The organism is Archangium lansingense (assembly GCF_026626635.1).
In the GTDB taxonomy this organism is placed as follows: domain Bacteria; phylum Myxococcota; class Myxococcia; order Myxococcales; family Myxococcaceae; genus Archangium; species Archangium lansingense.
This window is the reverse complement of the sequence record NZ_JAPNKA010000001.1, coordinates 10,065,175-10,086,978: the sequence shown is the minus strand read 5'-3', so window position 1 is coordinate 10,086,978 and position 21,804 is coordinate 10,065,175. Positions and strand designations below refer to the sequence as shown.

At 67.8% G+C, this 21,804-nt stretch carries 21 protein-coding genes; 13 read left to right on the top strand and 8 right to left on the bottom strand.

Annotated features, from left to right (window positions below):
- The first annotated feature begins 210 nt into the window (after positions 1–210).
- Complete coding sequence (locus OV287_RS40140; protein ID WP_267539317.1) at positions 211–1,479, top strand: sigma-54-dependent transcriptional regulator family protein; 1,269 nt, start codon at positions 211–213, stop codon at positions 1,477–1,479.
- Here OV287_RS40140 and OV287_RS40135 read toward each other — a convergent pair.
- On the bottom strand, positions 1,465–4,362 hold the full coding sequence (locus OV287_RS40135) for a sensor histidine kinase (protein ID WP_267539316.1): 2,898 nt from the start codon (positions 4,360–4,362) through the stop codon (positions 1,465–1,467). The two genes, OV287_RS40140 and OV287_RS40135, sit on opposite strands and share 15 nt — an antisense overlap.
- Positions 4,363–4,547: 185 nt before the next feature.
- Here OV287_RS40135 and OV287_RS40130 point away from each other — a divergent pair, with 185 nt between their 5' ends.
- Positions 4,548–5,771: a hypothetical protein gene (locus OV287_RS40130; protein ID WP_267539315.1), complete on the top strand. Its 1,224-nt coding sequence runs from the start codon at positions 4,548–4,550 to the stop codon at positions 5,769–5,771.
- Between the two features lie 319 nt (positions 5,772–6,090).
- Here OV287_RS40130 and OV287_RS40125 read toward each other — a convergent pair whose 3' ends face one another.
- Positions 6,091–6,990, bottom strand: a complete 900-nt coding sequence (locus OV287_RS40125; protein ID WP_267539314.1) for an alpha/beta fold hydrolase — start codon at positions 6,988–6,990, stop codon at positions 6,091–6,093.
- Positions 6,991–7,490: 500 nt separating this feature from the next.
- On the opposite strand from OV287_RS40125, the gene OV287_RS40120 reads away from it, so the two are divergent.
- Positions 7,491–8,660 (top strand): NAD(P)/FAD-dependent oxidoreductase, encoded by a 1,170-nt coding sequence (locus tag OV287_RS40120; RefSeq protein WP_267539313.1) that lies wholly within the window; start codon positions 7,491–7,493, stop codon positions 8,658–8,660.
- On the top strand, positions 8,657–9,502 hold the full coding sequence (locus OV287_RS40115; protein WP_267539312.1) for an RNA polymerase sigma-70 factor: 846 nt from the start codon (positions 8,657–8,659) through the stop codon (positions 9,500–9,502). The genes OV287_RS40120 and OV287_RS40115 overlap by 4 nt, the downstream gene beginning before the upstream one ends.
- Before the next feature lie 7 nt (positions 9,503–9,509).
- On the opposite strand, the gene OV287_RS40110 is transcribed toward OV287_RS40115, so the two are convergent.
- The gene (locus OV287_RS40110; protein WP_267539311.1) at positions 9,510–10,685 is read right to left on the bottom strand and encodes an aspartate aminotransferase family protein; all 1,176 of its coding nucleotides are present in this window, start codon (positions 10,683–10,685) and stop codon (positions 9,510–9,512) included.
- 181 nt (positions 10,686–10,866) lie between these two features.
- Between OV287_RS40110 and OV287_RS40105 the strand changes: the two genes are divergently transcribed.
- From OV287_RS40105 to OV287_RS56550, 5 genes are all read left to right on the top strand, one after another.
- Complete coding sequence (locus tag OV287_RS40105) at positions 10,867–11,535, top strand: hypothetical protein (RefSeq protein ID WP_267539310.1); 669 nt, start codon at positions 10,867–10,869, stop codon at positions 11,533–11,535.
- Positions 11,536–12,049: 514 nt separating this feature from the next.
- Entirely contained in the window at positions 12,050–12,496 is a 447-nt protein-coding gene (locus OV287_RS40100; protein ID WP_267539309.1) for a hypothetical protein, read from the top strand.
- Positions 12,497–12,500: 4 nt separating this feature from the next.
- Positions 12,501–13,097: a hypothetical protein gene (locus tag OV287_RS40095; RefSeq protein ID WP_267539308.1), complete on the top strand. Its 597-nt coding sequence runs from the start codon at positions 12,501–12,503 to the stop codon at positions 13,095–13,097.
- A gap of 26 nt (positions 13,098–13,123) precedes the next feature.
- Positions 13,124–13,396 carry an alpha/beta fold hydrolase gene (locus OV287_RS40090; protein ID WP_267539307.1) on the top strand — a complete coding sequence of 91 codons (273 nt, stop codon included), beginning with the start codon at positions 13,124–13,126 and terminating at the stop codon, positions 13,394–13,396.
- A 222-nt stretch (positions 13,397–13,618) separates the two neighbouring features.
- Positions 13,619–13,783 (top strand): GrpB family protein, encoded by a 165-nt coding sequence (locus OV287_RS56550; RefSeq protein ID WP_267542506.1) that lies wholly within the window; start codon positions 13,619–13,621, stop codon positions 13,781–13,783.
- Between the two features lie 45 nt (positions 13,784–13,828).
- On the opposite strand, the gene OV287_RS40080 is transcribed toward OV287_RS56550, so the two are convergent.
- Complete coding sequence (locus OV287_RS40080; protein ID WP_267539306.1) at positions 13,829–14,284, bottom strand: hypothetical protein; 456 nt, start codon at positions 14,282–14,284, stop codon at positions 13,829–13,831.
- A 242-nt stretch (positions 14,285–14,526) separates the two neighbouring features.
- Between OV287_RS40080 and OV287_RS40075 the strand changes: the two genes are divergently transcribed.
- The gene (locus tag OV287_RS40075) at positions 14,527–14,841 is read left to right on the top strand and encodes a cupin domain-containing protein (RefSeq protein ID WP_267539305.1); all 315 of its coding nucleotides are present in this window, start codon (positions 14,527–14,529) and stop codon (positions 14,839–14,841) included.
- Between the two features lie 85 nt (positions 14,842–14,926).
- Complete coding sequence (locus tag OV287_RS40070; protein ID WP_267539304.1) at positions 14,927–15,799, top strand: DMT family transporter; 873 nt, start codon at positions 14,927–14,929, stop codon at positions 15,797–15,799.
- A gap of 6 nt (positions 15,800–15,805) precedes the next feature.
- Here OV287_RS40070 and OV287_RS40065 read toward each other — a convergent pair whose 3' ends face one another.
- From OV287_RS40065 to OV287_RS40055, 3 genes are all read right to left on the bottom strand, one after another.
- On the bottom strand, positions 15,806–16,063 hold the full coding sequence (locus OV287_RS40065; protein ID WP_267539303.1) for a PEP-utilizing enzyme: 258 nt from the start codon (positions 16,061–16,063) through the stop codon (positions 15,806–15,808).
- Positions 16,064–16,202: 139 nt separating this feature from the next.
- The gene (locus tag OV287_RS40060; protein ID WP_267539302.1) at positions 16,203–16,766 is read right to left on the bottom strand and encodes a dihydrofolate reductase family protein; all 564 of its coding nucleotides are present in this window, start codon (positions 16,764–16,766) and stop codon (positions 16,203–16,205) included.
- Positions 16,767–16,934: 168 nt separating this feature from the next.
- The gene (locus tag OV287_RS40055; RefSeq protein WP_267539301.1) at positions 16,935–18,563 is read right to left on the bottom strand and encodes a M4 family metallopeptidase; all 1,629 of its coding nucleotides are present in this window, start codon (positions 18,561–18,563) and stop codon (positions 16,935–16,937) included.
- Between the two features lie 184 nt (positions 18,564–18,747).
- Between OV287_RS40055 and OV287_RS40050 the strand changes: the two genes are divergently transcribed.
- Both OV287_RS40050 and OV287_RS40045 read left to right on the top strand, forming a co-directional pair.
- Entirely contained in the window at positions 18,748–19,866 is a 1,119-nt protein-coding gene (locus tag OV287_RS40050) for an NAD(P)-dependent alcohol dehydrogenase (protein WP_267539300.1), read from the top strand.
- A complete protein-coding gene (locus tag OV287_RS40045; RefSeq protein ID WP_267539299.1) occupies positions 19,863–20,411 on the top strand; it encodes a DUF4334 domain-containing protein in 549 nt (182 codons plus the stop codon). Before OV287_RS40050 ends, OV287_RS40045 begins: the two co-directional genes overlap by 4 nt.
- On the opposite strand, the gene OV287_RS40040 is transcribed toward OV287_RS40045, so the two are convergent.
- Complete coding sequence (locus OV287_RS40040; RefSeq protein WP_267539298.1) at positions 20,395–21,801, bottom strand: aldehyde dehydrogenase family protein; 1,407 nt, start codon at positions 21,799–21,801, stop codon at positions 20,395–20,397. The two genes, OV287_RS40045 and OV287_RS40040, sit on opposite strands and share 17 nt — an antisense overlap.
- Positions 21,802–21,804 lie beyond the last annotated feature (3 nt).

The window sequence follows — 21,804 nt, the reverse complement described above, 5'->3', positions numbered from 1 at the left end:
CCAGGGCCGGCTCATTCGATGACCGCTGTGTGCCCCGGAGGGATTTCACGGGGGCAACGCTGGAGGAGGGGCGTTCGGGCGGGCAAGGAGCGGAGGGATGCGCCGGGCACGAGCGAGGCTCCCTGTCTTGTTGGACCCATATCTGGCGCGTGATTCGCGCGCGGACTGGAGCCAATGCCTACCCATCCCGTCAGCATGCGAGAGCGAGCGTTGACCACCGAATCCACCCGACGGGCCTGGGCCCGTTACGTCTCCACGGGGCTTATTGCCGACTCGCTGCTTCGCGAGCCTGTGCTCCGAGCCTGGGAGCGGGCGCATGAGCTGGGGGCGAACCCCAAGGCGCCGAAGACGGAGCAGCTCTCGGCGCTGGACACCGAGCGGCTCGTCGACCAGCAGCAGGCGCTCATTACCGCTGCCAGGCCCTACATGGAAGTCCTCTCCTGGGCCGCGGGGCTCGAGCGCCATGCTATCGACCTCTGCGATGCCCAGGCGGTCATGCTTTCCATCCTGGGGGACGAGGAGAGCGTGCACGGACCCGAGCGGATACCAGGTCCAGGGTCCCTCATGTCGGAGGAGGTGTGCGGCACCAATGGCCTGGGGACCCCGCTGACGACGGGTGGCTACTTCGAGGTGGTGGGGCCCGAGCACTTCATCGGTGGCTTCCATCTCTTCACCTGTCAGGGCATCCCCCTCCGGGACGCGGAGGGCAAGGTGGTCGGGGGCCTCGGCGCTGTGGTCCGGCGGCCGATGGCCTCGAGCCGGCTGCGCGACATGCTGATCTGCGCGGCCCAAGGCATCGAGGCGGAGTTGCTGCTGCGCCAGCTCGAGAGCGACATCCGCGAGGTGATGGCGGCTCCCGGGGACGAGCAGGCGCTGAGGGTGTTGCGCGAGGAGGTGGACCGGTTGAGGGAGTCCTCGCGCGAGGGGCTTCGGATTGGAGCTCGGCAGGCCAGGATGAGCCGTTTCGAGTATGCCCTCCGCCTGCTGAGGCTCGCCGAGGAGACCGCCCAGGACATCCGCCACCGGGCGCTCGTCTGGCGTAGCCTGGCCTCGTTGGAGGAGGGGCAGCGCCGCCCGGTGGTGCTCACCGAGTTGGTGCGGGAACTGCTCGGGTTGCTCCGGGACGAGGCGCTCCGCCAGCAGGTGGAGCTGGTGCTGGGCGAGCAGGAGCCGGTGCACGTCGAGGCAGACGCCCTCATGCTCTCGCGCCAGTTGCTCCATGCGGCTCTGCAGGCTCTGCCGCTGGCGGGACCAGGAGGCTCGGTTCGGATCGACGTGCGCTTGGAGCGCCAGCAGCAGGCAGGGAAGGCCACCTTCCTCTCCCTCCCAGCCCCCGAGTACGCCCAGGTGGCCCCGCTACCGCGGAGTGTGATGAGCCCGGCCATCAGGCCCGGGGAGGAGCGGGAGCCACTCCTCTTGAGTCTGCCCACCCTGGAGACGGCCCCCGGCGAGGCGCGCCAGGTATCAGGTCTCGGGTGAGCGCACCTGAGGGCCGAAGAGGGGCTCGCGCGGCAGCTCCACCGTAAAGGTGGAGCCCTCACCGGGGTGGCTCTCCACGCGGATGCGACCGCCGTGCTCCTCGATGATCTGCCGGGTGACGTAGAGCCCGAGCCCGAGCCCGGCGAATTGGCGTCCGGAGACGGCCCGCTCGAAGCGGCCGAAGATGTGCTCGAGCTTGTCGGGCGGGATGCCAATCCCGTGGTCGCGCACGCTCAGCATCGCCAGTCGCTCGTCCTCCCACACCCGCACCTCGACGGGCTTGCCCACTCCGTACTTCAGCGCATTCGAGAGGAGGTTCGTCACCACCTGCTCGAGCCTCATCCGGTCCCAGTGGCCGGGGGCTCCTTCCGTCAGCTCCAGGTGGAGCTCGCAGCCGGCGGCGGAGAGCGTCTCCCGCATGCGCGTCACGACCTCGTTCACCAGGGAGACGAGATTCAGCTCCTCCGGCTCGAGCTGGAGCTGGCCGACCCGGATGCGGGAGATGTCCAGCAGGGTTCCTATCATCCGGGAGAGCCGGTCGGCCTGCTGGGCGATGACCTGGATGCCCTCCCCGAAACGGCCGTTCTGTTCGGTGGCGGGCTGCTTGCGCAGTGAGCGTTGGAGGACCTGGGCCTTGAGGTGCAGGGCGTTGAGCGGAGTCCTCAGTTCGTGGGCCGCGATGGAGAAGAGCTCGTCCCGGGCGCGGATGGCGTCCCGGGCCTGCTGGTAGAGCCGGGCATTGTCGATGGCCAGCGCAGCGCGGCGGGCCAGCTCCTCCACGGTCGCCAGCTCCAGCTGGCCGAAGGGGCTCTCCCTTCGGGTGGACACGTAGCCGATGATGCCGATGATGCGGCCTCGGGCCACCAGGGGGACGACCACATAGGAGACGAGAGGGGCTTCACGGAACTGGCTCAGGTGCTCCTCGTCCAGCGCGAGGGCTCGCAGATGCTGCTCCCTTACCTCGGGCACCAGCACCGGCCTGCCCGTCTCGCGCACCTCACCCACCGTGTGCCGAAGGACCGCGTGGAGCAACGTAGCCCGGGCAGGGGAGACGTCCGCCGAGAGTCGCTCGGGGCTCCCATCCTCTGCCAGGAGCAGGAACCCGCACCCGTCGGTGCTCTGGTGGAAGTCCAGATGCTCCAGCCGCGTCAGCGTCTCCTCGAGCTCCAGCGACTCGCCGAGGATGCGGCTGGCCTCCGCCAGGAAGCGCTGGGACTCCTCGGCCTTCTTTCGCTCGGTGACGTCGAAGAGGGTGATTACGGCCCAGATCGGCTGTCCCTCCGCGTCCCGTACGGGCGCGGCGCTCACGAGCAGGATTCCTCGGGTCCCGTCCCCCCGCTCGATGACCACCTCCTCGTCCTTCACCACCTCGCCCGTCAGGACCGTCCGTGCCAGGGGCAGCTCGTGCGGCTGGTAGACCCGGCCGTCCAGGCGATGGTACCGGTAGCGTTTGATCTCCTCGAGCGAGGCGGTGGGCGGCCGGCGCATGATCTCCTCCGTCTGCCGGTTCCAGAGCACGGTTCGCCCGCTGGGGATCTCCGCGATCATCACACCCGCGGGGAGCTGGGTCAGGACGGCGGCCAGGCGCTCCTCCTCCGCGAGCTGCTCCACCAGCCGCCCCCGCTCTTCTTCCGCCTGCCGGAGCGAGGTGAGGTCCTTCATCACCAGGGAGAAGCCCCGGAGGGTTCCCCCCGGGGCGTGCAAAGCGGTGAGCACCATGTTCGCCCAGAAGCGCGAGCCGTCCTTGCGGACACGGTAGCCCGTCTCCTCGAAGCGCCCGTCGGCCTCCGCCATCCGTAGTGCGCGGCCGGTCCTCCCCCGGGCCGCGAGCTCGGCGGGGTAGAAGCGGGAGAAGTCCTGGCCGAGAATCTCCTCGGCCTTCCAGCCAGTGAGCCGCTCGGCTCCGGCATTCCAGTCCGTCACGTGCCCGGTGGGACTCAGCAGGCAGAGCACGTAGTCCCGGAGCTCCCCGGCGAGCAACTGGAGCCACTCCTCGAGCTGTCGCTGCGTCTCGAACTGCCGCTGGAGCCGGATGGCGCGCGTGAGCACCCCGGCCACACCTCGGACGAACTGGAGCTCCGCCTGGGTGAAGCTCCGCCGCTTCCGGGTGTACGCCCCGAGGACGCCGAAGGGGGAGTCCACTCCCTCGATGATGACGCAGAGCCCACTGACGGCCTCGTGGTCGCGGAGCCGTGGAGGCACCTGGAAGCGCTCATCCTCCGGGAGTGCCTCGATGAGGACCGGCTCGCGCGTGAGCAGGGCGAAACCGGCGGGTGAGCGCTTCCCTGTCTCATGGAGCGGCTGGCGCACCCTCTCCTCCTTCCAGCCTGCTCCCGCCCGGAGGTGGAGGGATTGACGATCTCTGCCCAGTTCCAGGAGCTCGACGAGCTCCACCTCGAGGGTATTGGCCAGCAGGAAGACCGCCTCGCGGAAGAGCGAAGGCACCTCCGGACGGGCGAACAGGCTCTGGCCGAGCTGCTCGATGGCGGAGAGGAAGAGGGCCTGCTCCCGCTGCTCCTCTCTCCGGGCCCGACGGAGTGACTCCCGCTCCGTGTCCAGCCGCGAGGCGAGCCGGTACTGCGCAGGGCTTCGCACGTGCGTGCTGAAGACCGAGAGCCCAATGGCCAACGGGACGAAGAGCTCCAATTGCGCCATCCCGGGGTGGAAGGCGAACACCAGGCATTCGAGCGCGAGGGTGAGAAGCGCTGGGCCGAGCCCTCCATACGAGGCGCTGGCCGCCACCATCGCGAACGCCAGCAGGAGGAGGGCCGGCTCGAGTGGCTTGAACGACAGCCTGGCCCCAAGTATCGGCCCGGCGGCCAGGACGGCGGCAGCCCAGCGGGAGCTGGGGATTTTCAATATCCGGAGCCAGGGCACGTCCATGGGAGACCCGCGCGTCCTCGCCACACGGGGGGGAACGCTGGAGGAGGGGCGTTCGGGCGGGCAGGGAACGGAGGGCGCCTCGCACGATCGAATTTCCATGTCCTGTTAACCCCATGCCGGGCGCGTGATTCGCGTGCGGACTGGAGCCGATGCCTTCCTACACCCTCTGCAAGCGAGGATGAGCGTTGACCATCGAATCTACCCGGCAGGCCTGGGCCCGCTACGTCTCCACGGGACTCATCGACGGCTCACTGCTTCGCGAGCCCGTGCTCCGGGCCTGGGAGCGGGCGCATGAGCTGGGGGCGAACCCCAAGGCGGCGAAGCCGGAGCGGCTCTCGGAGCGGGACACCGAGCGGCTCCTCGAGCAGCAGCAGGCGCTCATCACCGCTGCCCGGCCCTACATGGAAGTCCTCTTCAGGGCCGTGGGGCTCGAGCGCCATGCAGTCACGCTCGGCGACCCCAACGCGGTCGTGCTCTCCACCCTGGGGGACGAGGCGAGCTTGTACGGACCCAAGCGGTGGCTGCCAGGTCCAGGGTCCCTCATGTCGGAGGAGGTATGTGGCACCAATGGCCTGGGGACACCGCTGGCGACGAGTGGCTACTTCGAGGTGGAGGGGCCCGAGCACTTCATCGGTGTCTTCCATCCGTTCACCTGTCAGGGCATCCCCATCCGGGACGCGGGGGGCAAGGTGACCGGCGCCCTCTGCACGTCGCTCCGGTTGCAGGTGGCGTCGAGCCGACTTCAAGACATGCTGGTCTGTGCGGCCCATGGCATCGAGGCGGAACTGCTCTTGCGCCAGCTCGAGAGCGACATCCGCGAGGTGCTGGCGGCTCCCGGGGACGAGCAGTCGCTGCGGGTGTTGCGCGAGGAGGTGGACCGGCAGAGGGAGTCCTCGCGCGAGGGGCTTCGGATGGCTGCCCGCCAGGCCACGGTGAGCCGTTTCGAGCATGCTCTCCGCCTGCTGAAGCTCGCCGAGGAGACCGTCCAGCACATCCGTCACCGGGCGCTCGTCTGGCGGACCCTGGCCTCGTTGGAGGAGGGGCAGCGCCGCCCGGTAGTTCTCACCGAGCTGGTGCGGGAACTGCTCGGGTTGCTCCGGGAAGAGGCGCTCCGCCAGCAGGTGGAGCTGGTGCTGGGAGAGCAGGAGCCGGTGCACGTCGAGGCAGACGCCCTCGTGCTCTCGCGCCAGTTGCTCCATGCGGCCCTGCAGGCCCTGACGCTGGCGGGACCCGGAGGCGCGGTCCGGATCGACGTGCGCTTGGAGAGCCTCCTGTTGGTAGGGAGGGCCACGTTCCTCCCCCTTCCAGCCCCCGAGCACGCCCAGGTGGCCCCGCTACCGCAGAGTGTGACGAGCCCGGCCATCAGACCCGGGGAGGGGCGGGTGCCACTCTTCTGGTGCGCGTGGTAGTGAGCCAAAGCAGTGGTTGTTGCAGCCAGCAGCCCTGCAGGCTGCATGGGGAACCTGACGGGGCTGGCGCGGCTGCTGCGCGGCTACGCGGTGAGCGCACTGGAGGACGTGGCACTCTGGCACGAGCGCGACATCTCGCACTCGTCGGTGGAGCGGGTGCAGTCCCCGCGCGAACACCCGGTTCTCCGAGGTGGTCCTCGGAGAGCGGGCGCCGCATTTCCCGGCCGCGCAGGTCCCACGCGTCCCACGAGGGGTTATCCAAGAAAGACGGTCCTCAACAGGGCCCCCATGCGTCCTATACGCCAACGCCAGGACCTCGCTACCGACGCACATCCTGCTGCAGGAACTCGAGGATCCGACGATTGACGTCGTTGGGACGTGCCAGAGCGGCGAGATGGTGGGCGCCTGGGACGATCTCACCGCGAAGGATCGGCATCCGCGCGAGGGCCCGCTTGAGGGTCGTGTGGGGATTGTAGAGCGTCTCGTCTTCCCCGATCAGGAGCAGCGTCGGAACCAGGACGGCCTGGAGCTCGGCCGGGCTGAACACGATCGGGTAGACGAGGTTCGGCCGCGCCGACTCGGACATCGTGATCTGCATCAGGGCACCCCAGGCCTCGTCATCGGGATGGAGCTTGGCGCCTTCGCCCAGCAGATCGGTGATAGCCGTCGCCTTCTTTCCCCGGAGCATCCGCGACAAACTGGCACGTAGGATGGCCCAGTGAAGGCCGCCGACGAACGTCCCGGCCGGGTTGATCAGGACCACCCGGTCCACGCGCTCCGGGGTCAGGGTTGCCTGATTCAGGGCGAGGAACCCGCCGTAGGAGTTCCCGACGATCGACGCGCGGCGAACGCCGAGGGCGTCCAGGAGGTCGACGAGCCAATCGGCGAAATCCTGGCGGCTCCTGATGCGACGAGTCAGAACACTCTTGCCTGCTTGCCCGACAACGTCGACGGCATAGGTCCGGTACGCTTCACTCAACGCGGCCACATTCGGGCGCCAGAGCGTCGCGCTCCCGGCCATGGAGGGCAGCAATACCAGCGCGGGGGCCTCTGCTGGGCCACTCGCGATCACGTGCGTCGTCCCCAGTCGGGTTGGTAGATCCAGTTCCTGGTGCGCGACGGGCCATTCGCGGAGAACGGCGTCGTAGGCTTCCATGTACCGGTGCTCGCCTTCACGGGTCTTGAAGACGGGCAGAGCGGCAGATGCGGTTCCTGTCATCCTCGTTCCCTCCGGTATGGGGCGTGCAGATATTGAGGTGACTCCATGCGGATGTGATGCATGGAGGCGGGGCGGGTGTATGGGCGCCAACAGCACAAAGCTGCGCGTCAGCGCTTCCTGCTCCAAGTGCCCGAGAACGCACGCACCCTGGAGCTGGCCCGCCAACGCTGGGGCACGGTCGAGGTGCCGTAGCTCGCGGCGAGCCCCCCGGCGTGCGCTGTGCGGCTCGGCGCGGGGCGAGGCGCTCCAGGGGCACCTGGCGAACGTGGCGCGGCTCCAGTTCTTCACTCCGTACAATCCCGCGGAGCTGCACGAGACGGTGGTCACGGCGCTGGAGCAGGCGGGCGGCTACCCGCTGTCCTCGGTTCGAGGCCCCGAGGGCATGGAACCTCTTCCTGGTGTAAGGGCCCGGAATCACGAGGTTTTTGCGGTTCCGAATATCTGTGTCACGCCCGCGCGCGCTGGGTCGTCTCCCCGGCGAAAAACAAGGAGAGAACACCATGCGCGTCGTCATCCTGGGGGGCGGTTATTCGGGACTCATCTGTGCACTTCGGCTCGCGCGGCGGACGCGCGGGCAGGTGGCGGTCACGCTGGTGAGCGCCAGCCCGTGGTTCGTGGATCGCATCCGGCTGCACGAGCGGGCGGCCGGCTCGGAGCCGGTGAAGCGTGAGCTCGCGGAGATGGTGGCGGGCACGGGCATCACCCTGAAGATCGGCCGCGTCACGCGCATCGAGCCGCGAGGCGAGATCATCTTGGGCGATGAGCGGCTGCCGTTCGAGCAACTGGTGGTGGCGCTCGGCTCCCAGGTGGACGTGAACGCAGTGCCGGGGGTTCGCGAGCACGCCTTCACGCTGGAGGCAGCCTCTGCCGGAGCGCTCGCCGAGCGCCTGCCCGCCATCGCCGCTCGGAATGGACGGCTGGTCGTCATCGGCGGAGGCCTCACGGGCATCGAGGGCGCCAGCGAGCTCGCCGAGGCGCACCCCGGGCTCCAGGTGACGCTCCTCTCCTCTGGAGACCTGGGAGGCGATCTCTCCGAGACGGGGCGTGCGCACCTGCGCCGGGGCCTCGGCCGTCTCGGCGTCACCCTCGAGCAAGCGCAGGTGCAGCGGCTCCAGGCCGGCTCCGTGGAACTCGGTGATCGCAGCCTGTCGTTCGATGCCTGCGTGTGGGCTGGCGGTTTCGTCGTCCCGGAGATCGTTCGCCAGTCCGGGCTGCCCGTGAACGCGCGTGGCCAGGTCCTCGTGGATCCGTACCTGCGCGCGCTCGGACACGAGAACATCCACGTCGTCGGTGATGCGGCCTTCGTCGTCGAGCCGCCTTCGCTCATTCCCATGGGCTGCAAGACCGCCGTGCCCATGGGGACCTACGTCGGCGAGAGCCTCGCGCAGCTCTCGCGAGGACAGGGCTCGGAGCCCTTCGACTACCTGAACCTGGGCTTCTGCCTGAGCCTGGGGCGCCGCGACGGCATCATCCAATTCTACGGCAAGGATGGCTCTCCGTTACGCTGGGTGTTCAGTGGCCGCCTGGGGGCCTGGATCAAGGAGGCGGTCTGCCGCGGGGTGGTCGGAACCCTCGCGGCCGAGCGTCTGGGACTGTGCATCTCCGCCTGGCGCAAGACCGGCCGGAAGCTCTCGCCTGAGGTTGCGCAACAGAGGAGACTGGCGGCATGACGGACGGAGCCCTGGAATCGTTCGAGGCCCATCGGCCCGCCATGAGCGCCATCGCCTACCGGATGCTCGGCTCGCTCGCCGAGGCCGAGGACATCCTCCAGGAGGCGTGGCTGCGCTGGCAGGCCGCCACACGCGAGGGTGTGCGCTCGGATCGGGCGTTCCTCTCCACGGTGGTGACCCGGCTGTGCCTCGACCGCCTCAAGAGCGCGCAGGTGACGCGCGAGGAGTACGTCGGGCCATGGCTCCCCGAGCCCGTCCGCACGGACACGCAGGTGGACCCCGAGTCCATTTCGCTGGCGTTCCTGGTGCTGCTCGAGAGCCTGTCGCCCGTCGAGCGCGCCGTGTACCTGCTGCACGAGGTGTTCGGGTACAGCCACGCCGAGGTCGCCGAGATGGTCGGCAAGGAGGAGGCCGCGTGCCGGCAGATCCTCCACCGCGCCCGAGAGCACATCCAGTCGCGGCGGCCGCGCTTCGCTCCCTCCAAGGAGTCGCACGAACGGCTGGTGACGGGCTTCATGTCCGCCTGCGTCAGCGGCGATCTCGAAGGCCTCAAGAAGCTGCTCGCGCACGACGTGACGAGCTGGGCCGACGGCGGTGGCAGGGTCCGGGGCGCGGCGCTCAATCCGGTGCGGGGCGCGGACGCCGTGGCTCGTTTGTTCCTGGGGATCATGAAGAAGGTTCCGGCCGGAGTCACGGCGGAGCTCTCCGAGGTGAACGGCTGGCCCGCGGTGTTGCTGCGGCTGAACGGCGCCGTCTTCGACGTCATGTCCTTCGAGACGGATGGCGAGCACATCCACGCCATCCGCTCGGTCCTCAACCCGGAGAAGCTCGCTCGGATGTGAGCCGGACTCAGCCCTGTGCGCGGTGGGCCGCCGCGAGCTTCTCGAGCAGCTCGTCCACCTGCGCCGAGGTGATGATGAGCGCCGGCGCGATGCGCAGCGTGTTGTTGCCCGCCACTCCGACGACGAGCCCCTGTGCGAGGGCGGCCTTCACCAGCTCGGTGGGGGGCCGCTGGAGCTGGACTCCCACGAGGAGCCCCTTGCCACGCACCTCATGCGTGGGGCCGAAGATGCGGCGCAGGCCCTCCATGAGCTGAAGGCCTCGCTCCACGACGTTGCCCAGGAAGCCCGGCGAGGTGACCTCCTTCATCACCGTCAGCCCCGCCGCACACGCGAAGGGATTGCCGCCGAACGTGGTGCCGTGCAGGCCCGGCTTCAGCAACGCGGCCACGGGCTCGGTCGCGAGCACGGCGCCAATGGGGATGCCTCCGCCCAGTCCCTTGGCCAGGGACATCACGTCCGGGGTGATGCCTTCATGCTGGTGGCAGAACATCCGCCCGGTGCGGCCAATGCCCGTCTGGATCTCATCCGCCACCATGAGAGCCTGGTGGCGCGTGCACAGCTCCCGGACCCGGGCCAGGAACCCCGGAGGAGGCACGTGCACGCCGCTCTCGCCCTGGACGGGCTCGAGGAACACACCGGCCACGTCATCCTTCTTCATGGCGGCGGCGAGTGCGTCCGCGTCGCCGAAGGGAACGAAGTCCGTGGGAGGCAGGGGCTCGAAGGGCGCGCGGTAGGAGGGCGTGTGCGTGATGCTGAGGGAGCCGAGCGTGCGCCCGTGGAAGCCCCCCTCGAAGGCGATGATGCGGCGCTTGCGGCCCTCATGCGCCACGTTGCCCCACAGGCGCACCAGCTTGTAGGCCGCCTCGTTGGCCTCCGTCCCCGAGTTGCAGAACAGCATCCGCCCCGGAAACGCCTGGGGGACGATGCTCGCCGCCAGTTCCTCCTGCCCGAGCTGCCCGTAGTGGTTCGAGGTGTGGATCAACGTCGCGGCCTGCCGCGACAGCGTCTCTACGAGCTTCGGGTGCGAGTGCCCCAGGGTGCACACCGCCACGCCGGCGAAGGCATCGAGGTACTCACGGCCCGCGCCGTCGTACAGGTAGCAGCCAGCTCCACGGACGAAGCTCACGTCCTGGCGGCGGTAGTTCTGGATGAGGAAGGAGGTGGGAGTGGTGGGAACGTTCAAGTCGGTGTTTCCCTCGCGACAGGCCATGGGGAAGGGTCGGCCCGTGGTCCGCGCCCCTACCATGGGTGAACCCGCGTGACGAGACCCGCCGGGCTCTCACGTACACTTTCCGGTGCAAGGCAGGCCTCTTGCGAGCCCCTCACAGCCCGAGCGCGTCGAGCATCCGGGAGGTCAGCACCCGGTGGGGATCCACGCGCTGCTTCAAGGCGTTCAGGGTCTCGACTTCTCCTTCGATGAGTACTGCAACGCGGCTGTCCTGGCCTGGAGCCCCGATGCCAGGAAGGGGCTCATCAAGGCCAGTCGGAAGGACCCGGAGCCCGGCTTCCGGCTGTGGCTCGTGGATCTGGTGAAGCGGAAGGGCACGCTGCTGCCCCTCGCCGGACTGCCCGAGCTGAAGTCGACCTCGTTCGGAGCGCTCGAGACGGCTCGGACGCTCCAACCCGTGACCTCCCCGTCCGGGCTGGAGCTCAACCAGGCCCGGAAGCTGCTGAGCGCGGCCTTTCCAGACATGAAGGAGGGCTTCAATGAGATGGCGGGGGAGTGGCAGCGTCTCTCCACCCCGGGAGGACCGCTCTACTACCGGCTGGAACCCGAGGGGGACGGCTACGCACCCGAAGTACCCGTGCGGTGGGAGCGGGGCGGCAAGCTGGTTCCGGTGGAGGGAGTGCCCGAGACGCAGGGCACGTTCGTCTCCTTCCAGCTCCAGCGAGACCTGCTGCTGATCTATGTGGATGAGAGCAACTCAGGTTCCAGGACGCTGATCCTCGACGCGCGGACGAAGAAGCTCCTCCTGTCCATGGAAGGGCTCTCCACCCCCGTCTTATGGCCCTCTTCTCCGTCCTCCCGCTGACGGGCGAGCGGCGGGTTCGATTCCCGCCGCCTCCAACAGAGGTTGCCCGCCGCCTTGAGTCAAACCCACTCTTAACGAGGAGACGCGCATCGCCTTAGGGGCCCAAATCGGCTCTTGTCGGACCAAATTTGGACCAGGTCCGGAGGCGTTCCTCTGATACCTGCCCTGGCGCGCGAGGTCATCGAGCATCTCGTCGACGGACGCTTCCTGCAGCCGGTGTGAGGAGTGCCTCCGAGCCCACTTCCAAACAATGTCAAGGTTTGCACGTGACGCTATACGGGGCGGCCCACCGCTTCACGGAGGAGCGTAGAGTCCACTCATCGCGCCGTACGTTTCCGGAGGGTCCCGCCCGCATGCTCCGCACCGGAACACTGGTGTTACGGAGAGGTTCTCGGGGCTTGTCCGCCGCTGCGGAGATGTCGCCCGAGGTGATGGTCGGGATAATGTGCCGAGCGCTTGGCCGACCCTTTTGATCCAAGGTGGTACCGTGGGCATTTCAAGGCGACTCGCGCGGATGTCCGCGCTCCTGCGGTTGCTGGGGGTGTTTTTGCCAGTTCTCTCGGGATGCAGCATCAATCAGTACCAACCCAGCCACTTCCAATTCACCACCATTGTCGAAAAAACCGAAGCAGGAGCAGATGGCTGGCGTGCCGCGTGTATCCATGCAACCGTAGTAAATAAATCGACTTTGGAGCCTTATTTCTGCAAGTTCGGCGTGGGCATGCCCATCGCGACCGAAAAGTTTGGATTGATGTCCGAGCCGCTTGCTCAGCGAGTCGCCACCGATTGTGCCAACGAGGCGTTGAGGGAGGTGATCGCTTCCCCCATATCTCCACTTCCTGGCCTCGTCTGTAGGCAATTCACGAGCACCTTCAACGTCGTTTTGAATCGCGCCGTGCTTGGCTCGAGAGTGACAATCTGGTGTGAAGAGGAAACAAAGCCCATCCGAGTTGACTTCTAAGCCCATGCCAATTTCAGCGGAAGAATTGCTTCCTGTCGTTCGGAAATACTGGCGTTCGGACCGTGAGTTTGATGGCAAGCTGGAAAGGAGCCCCGAGCTAAAAAGGTTTCAGGCTTTGTGGAAACAAGAGCTCGAGAAGCTGGATCAATGGCGCGTGCTCATGCGCGAGCTCAGGGCGGTGCTTCCGCAATTCGAGATCGGACATGCCACGGCCACCTCTACTTCCTGTTTTCGCTGTACCGTGTTTACGGATCGGCAGCCCGTGGAGGCGAGTCATGAGGATGGGCCGCGGGAGCGCCGCTGGGGGGTTGTCGGCTGCCTCAGCATCCTGGCGCCTATCTATACGGTATATGGCCTGCGGTACGACTACAAAGGTCAAGACGTGATCGCCGCCAAGGTCTTTTTCGATCCGCTTCCGCCCGAAATGCAGGCGCTCGCGGAGGTCGTTGGCAGGAAGATCGAGGCGATGTTCGGGGCTGAGGCCCTTCCTCGCGAGATCGCCGAGACTCGAATCCCGCTCATCGTGGATCTCTTGGAGCCGCCTGCTACCACGCTCTTTCATGCGCTCTTCGCGACTGATCCTGAAAACGTGGCTGTGTAGGCAACATCGAGGAGCCCACGCGGACCATGGGGCCGATGATGCCCATCGCCCGCCAGCTCGCCGCCTCGTACACGGTCGTCGCCTACGATCGCCGGGGGCGAGGCGAGAGCGGTGACACGCCGCCGTACGCGTCGGCGCGCGAGGTGGAGGACGTCCTCGCCCTCGTCGAGGCCGTGGGCGGCACGGCGTCGCTGTTCGGCATCTCCTTGGGCGCGGCGCTGGCGCTCGAGGCGCGGCAAAGCGGCACGCCGGGGTGCTCCGCCTCGCCGTATTCGAGGGCCCAGGCCGCCCTCCCATGAGGTGCGCGGCAGGGGCCCTGGGTTTCTTGGGTGTCTCGAGCTTCAACACCACGCAGCCTGAGGTGGCCCTCGCGCAGGGGCTAGGAGCCTGTCGGAATACCTCGGCTACCCACTACATGAGGGGTAGTGCGACTCAAACACACCGCTATGGTTGGTATGTAGGAGTCGTTTTTCGGCGATTCTCCGACAAGCTCCTAGGCGCGCACTCGTCGTGGGCAACTCATCGCCCACCCGGAGGAGCGCGAGCAGTACGCCGCGGCGAAGTTCGCGTCGGCGGAGCAGAGCAACGCGGAGTGCGGCAGGGTGATGGACTACAACCAGCGCAAGCAACCGGTCATCCGCGACATCCTGGAGCGGATGTTCCGAGCCCATGGGCTCATCGACTGACCGGCATCGCCGCCTGTGTCCCCTACGGGATTCGAACCCTGGAGCTCAGGGGTCGAGGGCCGCGCGGGCGGGCTCGCGGGGCATCAAGCCGTTGAACTCGTAGATGAACGCACCGTTCTCCGTGACGTCCACGGTGCAGGCGCCCGCGCGGGAGAGCTCCTCGAGCACTTCCTTGGCTTCGGTGAACGAGAGCTGACTGCCCGCCGCCACCTCGGCGATGGTGACGCGGCCCCCGTGCTGCTTCGCGCAGGCGAGCACGGCCCGCTCGATGTCGCGCGCACCCAGGGCGGGACGCACCACGACGGGCGCCTCCCTCAGCTCGGGCGGCAGCTTCGCGCGCCGCGCGGAGCGGATGAGGGCCAGGCCTCCGAGGACGAAGAGGGCGGCGATGATGAACCCCGTGACCGTGCGGTCCGCCGTGCCCTTGCGCAGGTTGTCGATCTCCACGCCGAAGCCAATGACGCCGAAGGCGGCCAGCGCCCAGCCGATGATGCTCTTCATGCAACCCCCATCGCGACGGGAGGGACGCCCATCCGTCCCCGTACGGGTTCATAGCAAAAAACGGTTGGGTTGGACTTGAGCCACGCCCGCTCTCACCCGGTACTTCGCCCACCGGGGGCGGTCGTTGAGGAGCCCGCCAGGCGTCGTGCCCTGCGGGTGCACTGGGGATAACCGAGCCCCAGAGACACAGTCTCCAGCCCGTCACCCCTCAACAAGCCTTCCATCCTTCCTATACTCCCGCAATGTCCCAGCTGCTCTCCCTGCGCCACTACCACCACGAACAGATCGCCCACAGCCACGAGCATGCCCAACTGGTGTTCGGACTGACCGGCCGGCTGGACTTCGAGGTGGCCGGGCACTGTTGCCAGGTGTCCAGCCTGAGCCTGGCGGTGGTGCCGCCGGAGACCCACCATGCCTGCGCCAGCGCCCTGGGGAGCCGCTGCCTGGTGCTGGACGTGCCGCAGGACGACTGGCTGCAACAGCGTCTGGGCCACCACCTCGACGCCAGCCGCCGACTGCTGGAGACCCCGGGGCGCCACCACAAAGGCCGCGAGTAGCGCGACAGACCGGGACGCCGGCTTTCGCCTAGATTGCCGGGCGCTGAACGACGCGCCATCGACTTCCATGGTTTGGAAAAAACCCATGCAGCACCGCACCGCCCTCCTCTCCCTGCACCTGGGCGCCCTGTTCTTCGGCCTGTCCGGCATCTTCGGCAAGCTGGCGCTGGCCGCGCCGCTGGTGATCGTGTTCGGCCGCGCCCTGTTCGCCGTCGGCGCCCTGGCTCCGCTGACCCGCTTCGGCGAACCGGCGGTGCCGCTGAGCTGGCAGCGTCGCCTGGCCCTCGCCGGCGCCGGACTGCTGCTGGGCGGCCACTGGTGGGCCTTCTTCATCGCGGTGAAGGTGTCCAGCGTGGCCGTGGCCACTCTGGGCTTCGCCAGCTTCCCGGCCTTCACCGTGCTGCTCGAGGGACTGCTGTTCCGTGAACGGGTGCGCGCGGCCGAATGGGGCGTGGTGGCCTTGGTCAGCGTCGGCCTGGTGCTGGTCACCCCGCAGTTCGACCTGGGCAGCGACGCGACCCTGGGGCTGGCCTGGGCGGTGTTCTCTGGCCTGCTGTTTGCCATGGTCTCGGTGTCCAACCGGGCCACCACCGCCGGGGTCAAACCGGCCCAGGCGGCGCTCTGGCAGAACCTGGCCATCGTGCTCGCCAGCCTGCCGCTGGCCTGGGTGGCGCTGCCCGAGGTGCGCCCGCTGGACTGGCTGTGGATCGCCCTGCTCGGTCTGCTCTGCACGGCTTTGGCGCACAGTCTGTTCGTCGCCAGCCTGCGCGTGCTCAACGCGCGCAGCGCCTCGGTGGTGTTCGCCCTGGAGCCGGTCTACGGGATCGCCTTCGCCTGGTGGCTGTTCAACGAGCAGCCCAACCTGCGCATGCTCTTCGGCGGCGCGCTGATTCTGCTGGCCACGCTGAGCTCGGCACGCTTGAGCAAGCGCGCCGCCAGCCCTGAGGATCTCAGTTGAGGCTGCCTACCGCAACCAGGAGCCACCGGTCGCCTGCTCCACGCTGACGACGGCTGGCAAGCCGTATTCCCGGGCGCTCACCGAGCCATGGGTTATCAGTCCTCCCACCTGGGTCACCAGTCCCTTGATGGACACGAACAAGGGCGTCCAGCTCGGGTCCATGAAGGAGGTGACCAAGATATCCCCTCCGTCCAGTGCGAACGTCCTGCGTAGCAGACCGGCCTGGTCCAACCGTGGTGTGCGCTCCTTCTTCGGCTCCTCCACCGTCGCGGCAAAGGACGGGCTCTCCTCTTCGGACCCTGGCCGCGAACCAGCTTACGGGCGAGCTTGCGAACAATCCCCTCCGCCGGGAGTTGCTGGAGCGGCTTCGCGAGCTGCTCGAGCTCTAGCCTGCACGCTGGCCTCAGCAGAGGACCCTATAGCGCACGAAGAGCACACCGTTGTCGAACGCGCGGTGGTCGAGACGCTCGAGCTTCAGCGTTTGCCACACATCCTGGAACATCGGGGTGCCCCCGCCGACGACCACGGGCACGTAGTAGATGCTGACCTCGTCGATGAGGCCCTGCTTCAGGAAGGACGCGGCGAGCGTCGGCCCGGAAATGCTGATGTCCTTCTCTGTCTCGGCCTTGAGGCGCCGGAGGTCGTCCGCGCTCAGCTCGCGGACCAGCCGCGTCCGCTTGCTCGTCACCTTTTCGAGGCTCTTTGAGACGACGATCTTGTCGATCGCCTGCCAGGCGCGGGAGAAGTCGCGGAAGTAGGGAGCGAGACTCTCGTCCTGGTCGGCGGTGTCCCAGTAGACCATCGTCTCGTACATGCGGCGCCCGTATATCGCCAGCCCTTCGCGCTTCTGCTCCGCTTCGGCGAACCTGTGCACATCTTCGCTCACGTGGCCCCAGTCGAACCCGCCTTGGCGGTCGTTGATGTAGCCGTCGAGCGACGTCATCATGCCGAAGATCACCTTGCCCATTTTCGCCTCCTCCCTATCAGAGGACAGAGCTGCCTTCAGGCCCGCGAGAAACCGCCCGCTGCCTTCCATGTCCCCTGGCCGACGCTCACTGGGCCTTTTTCCGGGGCAGCACACGGGGAACTGCCCCGACTCGCGGTGAGCAGCCTCCCCGGTGGCGACGCCTGCGGCTCAGTTCACGCTCACCGCGGACCAGGCAGCGGCCACGGCGCTGACCTCGGGGCTGCCCGCGCCATAGAGGTCCGACGCGGCACTGAGGGTGGCCGTGCGCGCCCCCGCGTAGTTGGTGGACGAGGTCATGTACACCGTGAGGGCGCGGTACCAGATCTTCCCGGCCTTGAGCCGGCCGATGCCCCCGTGCGACGAGCCATCACAGGTGGGGCTGGCAGGGCCACCGGCGGGGTTGGAGCCCTCGGCCAGCAGGTAGAAGAAGTGGTTGGCCACGCCGCTGGAGTAGTGCACGTCGAGCGATGCGAGGCTGGAGGACCAGCAGTCCGGCGACTTGCCGTCCAGGGAGGGCTGGTGCATGTAGCGCAGCGCGTCTCCCGGCGTGCTCGGGGTGTAGATGGTCTCTCCGATGAGGTAGTCGCCCGGGTCCTGCGCGGTGTTGGCGTAGTACTCCACCAGGGAGCCGAAGATGTCGCTGGTGGCCTCGTTGAGCCCGCCGGACTCGCCCTCGTACGCGAGGCCCGCGGTCTGGCTGGTGATGCCGTGGGTCATCTCATGGCCCGCGACGTCCAGCGAGGTGAGCGGGGCGAGAATGCTGCCGTTCCCATCGCCATACGTCATGCAGAAGCAGAGGTCGTACCAGAAGGCGTTGTTGTACTTGTCGCCGTAGTGCACGCGGCTGTAGCCCATGCGGCCCGCGCCATCGATGCCGTCGCGGCCATGGACCGCACGGTAATAGTCATACGTCGTCTGCTGGCCGAAGTGCGCATCCACCGCGGCGGACTGGCGGTTGCCAGGCGTGCCATCTCCCCAGACATTGTCGGAGTCAGTGAAGAGGGTACCGGGCAGTAGGAGCGGGGGCAGCGGAAGCGTGTCGCCCACGATCGGAATCGAGCCGAGGTTGTTCATGTCCGTCGTGTAGAAGCCTCCACCGCGCGTCGTGTCGCGCAGCGCGTAGCCTCCGAGCAGCGCGGAGTCCGTGTTGATGGACACCTGCCCCGAGTAGAGCGACTTGCCAGAGCCCACCGCCGCGGTCGTGTGGACGGCATCCCACTTGCCACGGATTGCGCCCGTGGTGGCATCCACCAGCACGTGCAGCTCGGAGGGCGTCTGGTCCGGCTGGTAGCCGTCGAGCACCACCTCGTAGGCGAGCGCGGGCTCGTGGCCCTGGCGCGCGTCCACCACCAGCTTCGCGGTGCGCGGCCCACTCAGATTCCCGACGAAGGCCGACCGGGCGCGCAGGGCGGCCACGGACGCATCCAGCGTGGGACGGCTCGCCACGGACGCGAGCGAGGGCTGGCCCGTCAGGCTGAAGCCGCGTGCGTCCGCGCCCCCGCGCTGGTGGACGACCATGTCACCGCCGATGACGCGCAGGCCCTGCCAGGTCCGCTCCAGCCGGACATGCTCCGTGCCGTCGTCATCCACCAGCACGGTGCGCGCGGACAGCGCCTCGGGAGCCGTCACCCCCAGCTTCGCGCCTTCGAGCAGCACGCGCGAGACCGCGCGCTCGACGGCCGCCGTGCGCTCCGGGCCCGCGGCGAGCTCGCGCGTGGAGGTGACACGGGTGCTGCCCGAATCGCCACAGCCCCACAGGGTCAACGTGACGAATGCCGCGGGAAGGATACGCTTCATGGGATTCACTCCTGGAATGAGGGGGCAAGAGCCCTCGGGCACACCCAACAGAACTCCCTGAAGATTGGTCCCAAGCCGCAATCCTGGATCGACCGCGGGTATTTTTTTCCGGAGACGGTGTCCTCGCCTCCAATCCATTCCAATTGGAGTGTCACTATTGGCGGAATGCCAATAAGATGGCCCCATGGGTCTTCCAGTGCGTGCCGCGGTGCTGCAGGTGGTGAATGGTCCCTTCGCCATCGACGAGGTCGAGCTCGAGTCGCCGCGGGCGGGCGAGCTGCGGGTGCGGGTGACGGCGAGCGGCATCTGTCACACCGACCTCACCTACCGGGCGGGCGCGGGCCGCTTCCCCTTTCCCGCCGTGCTCGGCCACGAAGGCGCGGGCATCGTGGAGGCCGTGGGGGAGGGCGTGACGGACTTCGTGCCCGGCGACGCGGTGGTGCTCAGCTACTTCGCGTGCCGCGCGTGTGGCACATGCACAAGCCGCCATCCCGCGTATTGCGAGCGCGGGTACGCGGGGAACTTCTCCGGTGCGAGGCCGGATGGCTCCTTCCCCATGCGGTGGCACGGTGAGCCGATTCGCTCCAGCTTCTTCCACCAGTCCTCATTCGCCACGCACATGCTGGCGCACCAGCACAACGCGGTGAAGGTCGACGCGTCCGCTCCGCTCGAGCTGCTCGCGCCGCTGGGCTGCGGGTTCCAGACTGGCGCGGGCGCGGTGCTCGAGGCGTTCCGGCTCGAAGCCGGGCAGCAGCTCGCGGTGTACGGAGCGGGCGCCGTTGGCCTCGCGGCCATCATGGCGGCGCGAGTCGCTGGTGCGGCCCGCATCATCGCCGTGGACCTCAGCGCGGAGCGGCTCGAGCTGGCACGCGAACTGGGCGCCACCGATACCTTCCTGGCGGACGAGCCCGAGCTCACGAAGACGATTCTGAAGCGAACCCGGGGCGGCGTGGACTTCGCCCTGGAGTGCGTGGGCTTGCCCCAGGTGCTGCGTCAGGCGTTCGACGTGACGCGGCCCCTGGGGACCTGCGCGTTGCTCGGCCTGCCTGGTCGTGGCGCGGAAGTCTCGCTCCCGATGAGCGCGCTCCTCACCGGGAAGAAGTTGGTGGGCATCCTGGAGGGGAATGCCGACCCGAAGACCTTCATTCCGCGCCTGGTCTCCCTGCACGCGGAAGGACGGTTTCCCATCGAGAAGCTGAGCCGCCCCTATGCCTTCGAGGCCATCAACGACGCGGTTCACGACATGGAGACGCGCACGGCAATCAAGCCTGTGCTGCACATGCACGGAGGAAGGACGCCATGACCTTCGACGAAGCAGTGAAAGCAGGACGCATCAACTCCGAGGCGGCGCTCGCGTTGTTCGACAGCCTGCCCACGGTGGAGCTCGCCTTCCTGCACGGCAGGTGGAAGGGCAGCGAGCTCCAGACGGGGCACACGATGGACGGAATGCTCAGCGCGACCGGCTGGTACGGCAAGCAGTTCATCGACGCCGAGAGCGTGCACCCGCTGCTGTTCTTCACGGAGGACCGCGCATCGGTGTTCCCGGTGGACCCTCGCAAGTGGCCGTCGCCGGAGATTCAAGGCTTCGTGGGCCCTCACCGGACCAAGGTGGAGACCGGGAAGTTCAAGGCGCGGCTGCGCATGACGGAGTACCGCGGGAAGCTCAGCGCGACGATGATCTACGATGACTGGCCCACCCTCGACGTGTTCCGCAAGGTCGACGCCGACACTCTGCTTGGCGCGATGGACGCGCGAGGAATGGCGGCGCCGTACTTCTTCGTCCTGCGCCGCGATTCCGGCGTCCCTCCCCTTTTGGGGAAGGACGGCGCTTTTACAAGAAGCGCTTGAGGAGGCCGAGCTTTCCGCCGTAGGGCGGATAGCGCAGCTTCATGTCGAGCAAGAAGGGCCGCTTCACCACGCTCTTCTTGTGACTGAAGGCATCGAAGCTGGCCTGGCCGTGATAGCCGCCGAGCCCCGACTCGCCCACTCCTCCGAAAGGAAGCCCCTCGGCGGCGAAGTGAACGCACACGTCGTTTGTGACCGCTCCGCCGCTCGAGGTCTCCGTGAGAACGCGCTCGTTCACCGCCGCGTCACGCGCGAAGGTGTAGAGGGCGAGCGGCTTCGGACGGGAGCGCACGAAGCGGATGGCGTCGTCGATGCCCGGACAGTCGACGAGCGGGAGCAGGGGACCGAAGATCTCCTCCTGCATCAGCGGACTCGACAAGGGTGCATCGGTGATGACGGTGGGCGCGAAGTAGCGGCTGGGCGCGTCGCGCTCGCCGCCGAAGGCGATCTGACCGTCGGCCGCGAGCGCGGAGATTCGCTCGAAGTGGCGAGGGCTGACGATGCGGCCGTAGTCGCCGCTCGTGCTCACATCGGCACCGTAGAAGCTCCTGACGGCTTTCTGGAGCAGGTCGACGAAGCGGCCCTTGAGCTCGGGTGGAATGAGCACGTAGTCCGGCGCGACGCAGGTCTGTCCAGCGTTGACGTACTTGCCCCAGGCGATGCGTCGAGCGGTGATCTCGAGGTCCGCACTTCTGTCGACAATGCAGGGGCTCTTCCCACCCAGCTCGAGAACGGTGGGGGTGAGGTGCCGGGCGGCGGCTTCGGCCACCACCCGGCCCACCTGGGTTCCACCGGTGAAGAAGATGAGGTCCCAGCGCTCCGCGAGGAGCGCCTGGCTCGCCTCCACGCCCCCCTCGACGACCGAGACGACTTCTGCCGGGAAGGCCTCGCCCAGCATCCGCTTGAGCACCTCCGAAGTGGCGGGTGACAGCTCGCTGGGTTTCAACACGGCCGTGCAGCCCGCGGCGAGTGCCCCGATGAGCGGCGCCATCGACAACTGGTAGGGGTAGTTCCAGGGCGAGATGATGAGCGTCACGCCGAGCGGATCCGCGTATTGGTAGGCCCGCGCCGGTTGGATGATGAGGGGCGCGGACCCCCGCCGTGGCTCCATCCACGCCTTCACGTTCTTGAGCGCGGTCTTGATCTCGCCGTAGATGTTCCCGACCTCGGTGAGGTAGGCCTCCTCCGGACTCTTCGAGAGATCCGCCTTGAGGGCGTCGAGAATCTCCGCCTCGTACTTGCGCGCCGCCCGTTCGAGCGCCAACAGCTGCTCCCGCCGCCAGTGGAGCGGGAGCGTGACGCGGGTCTCGAAGTAGGCACGCTGTTTTTCGACGAGTGCCTTCATGTCGAGCGAACGCGGAACGGCGGCGAGGTTGCTGAGACTCCGAGCCATGGG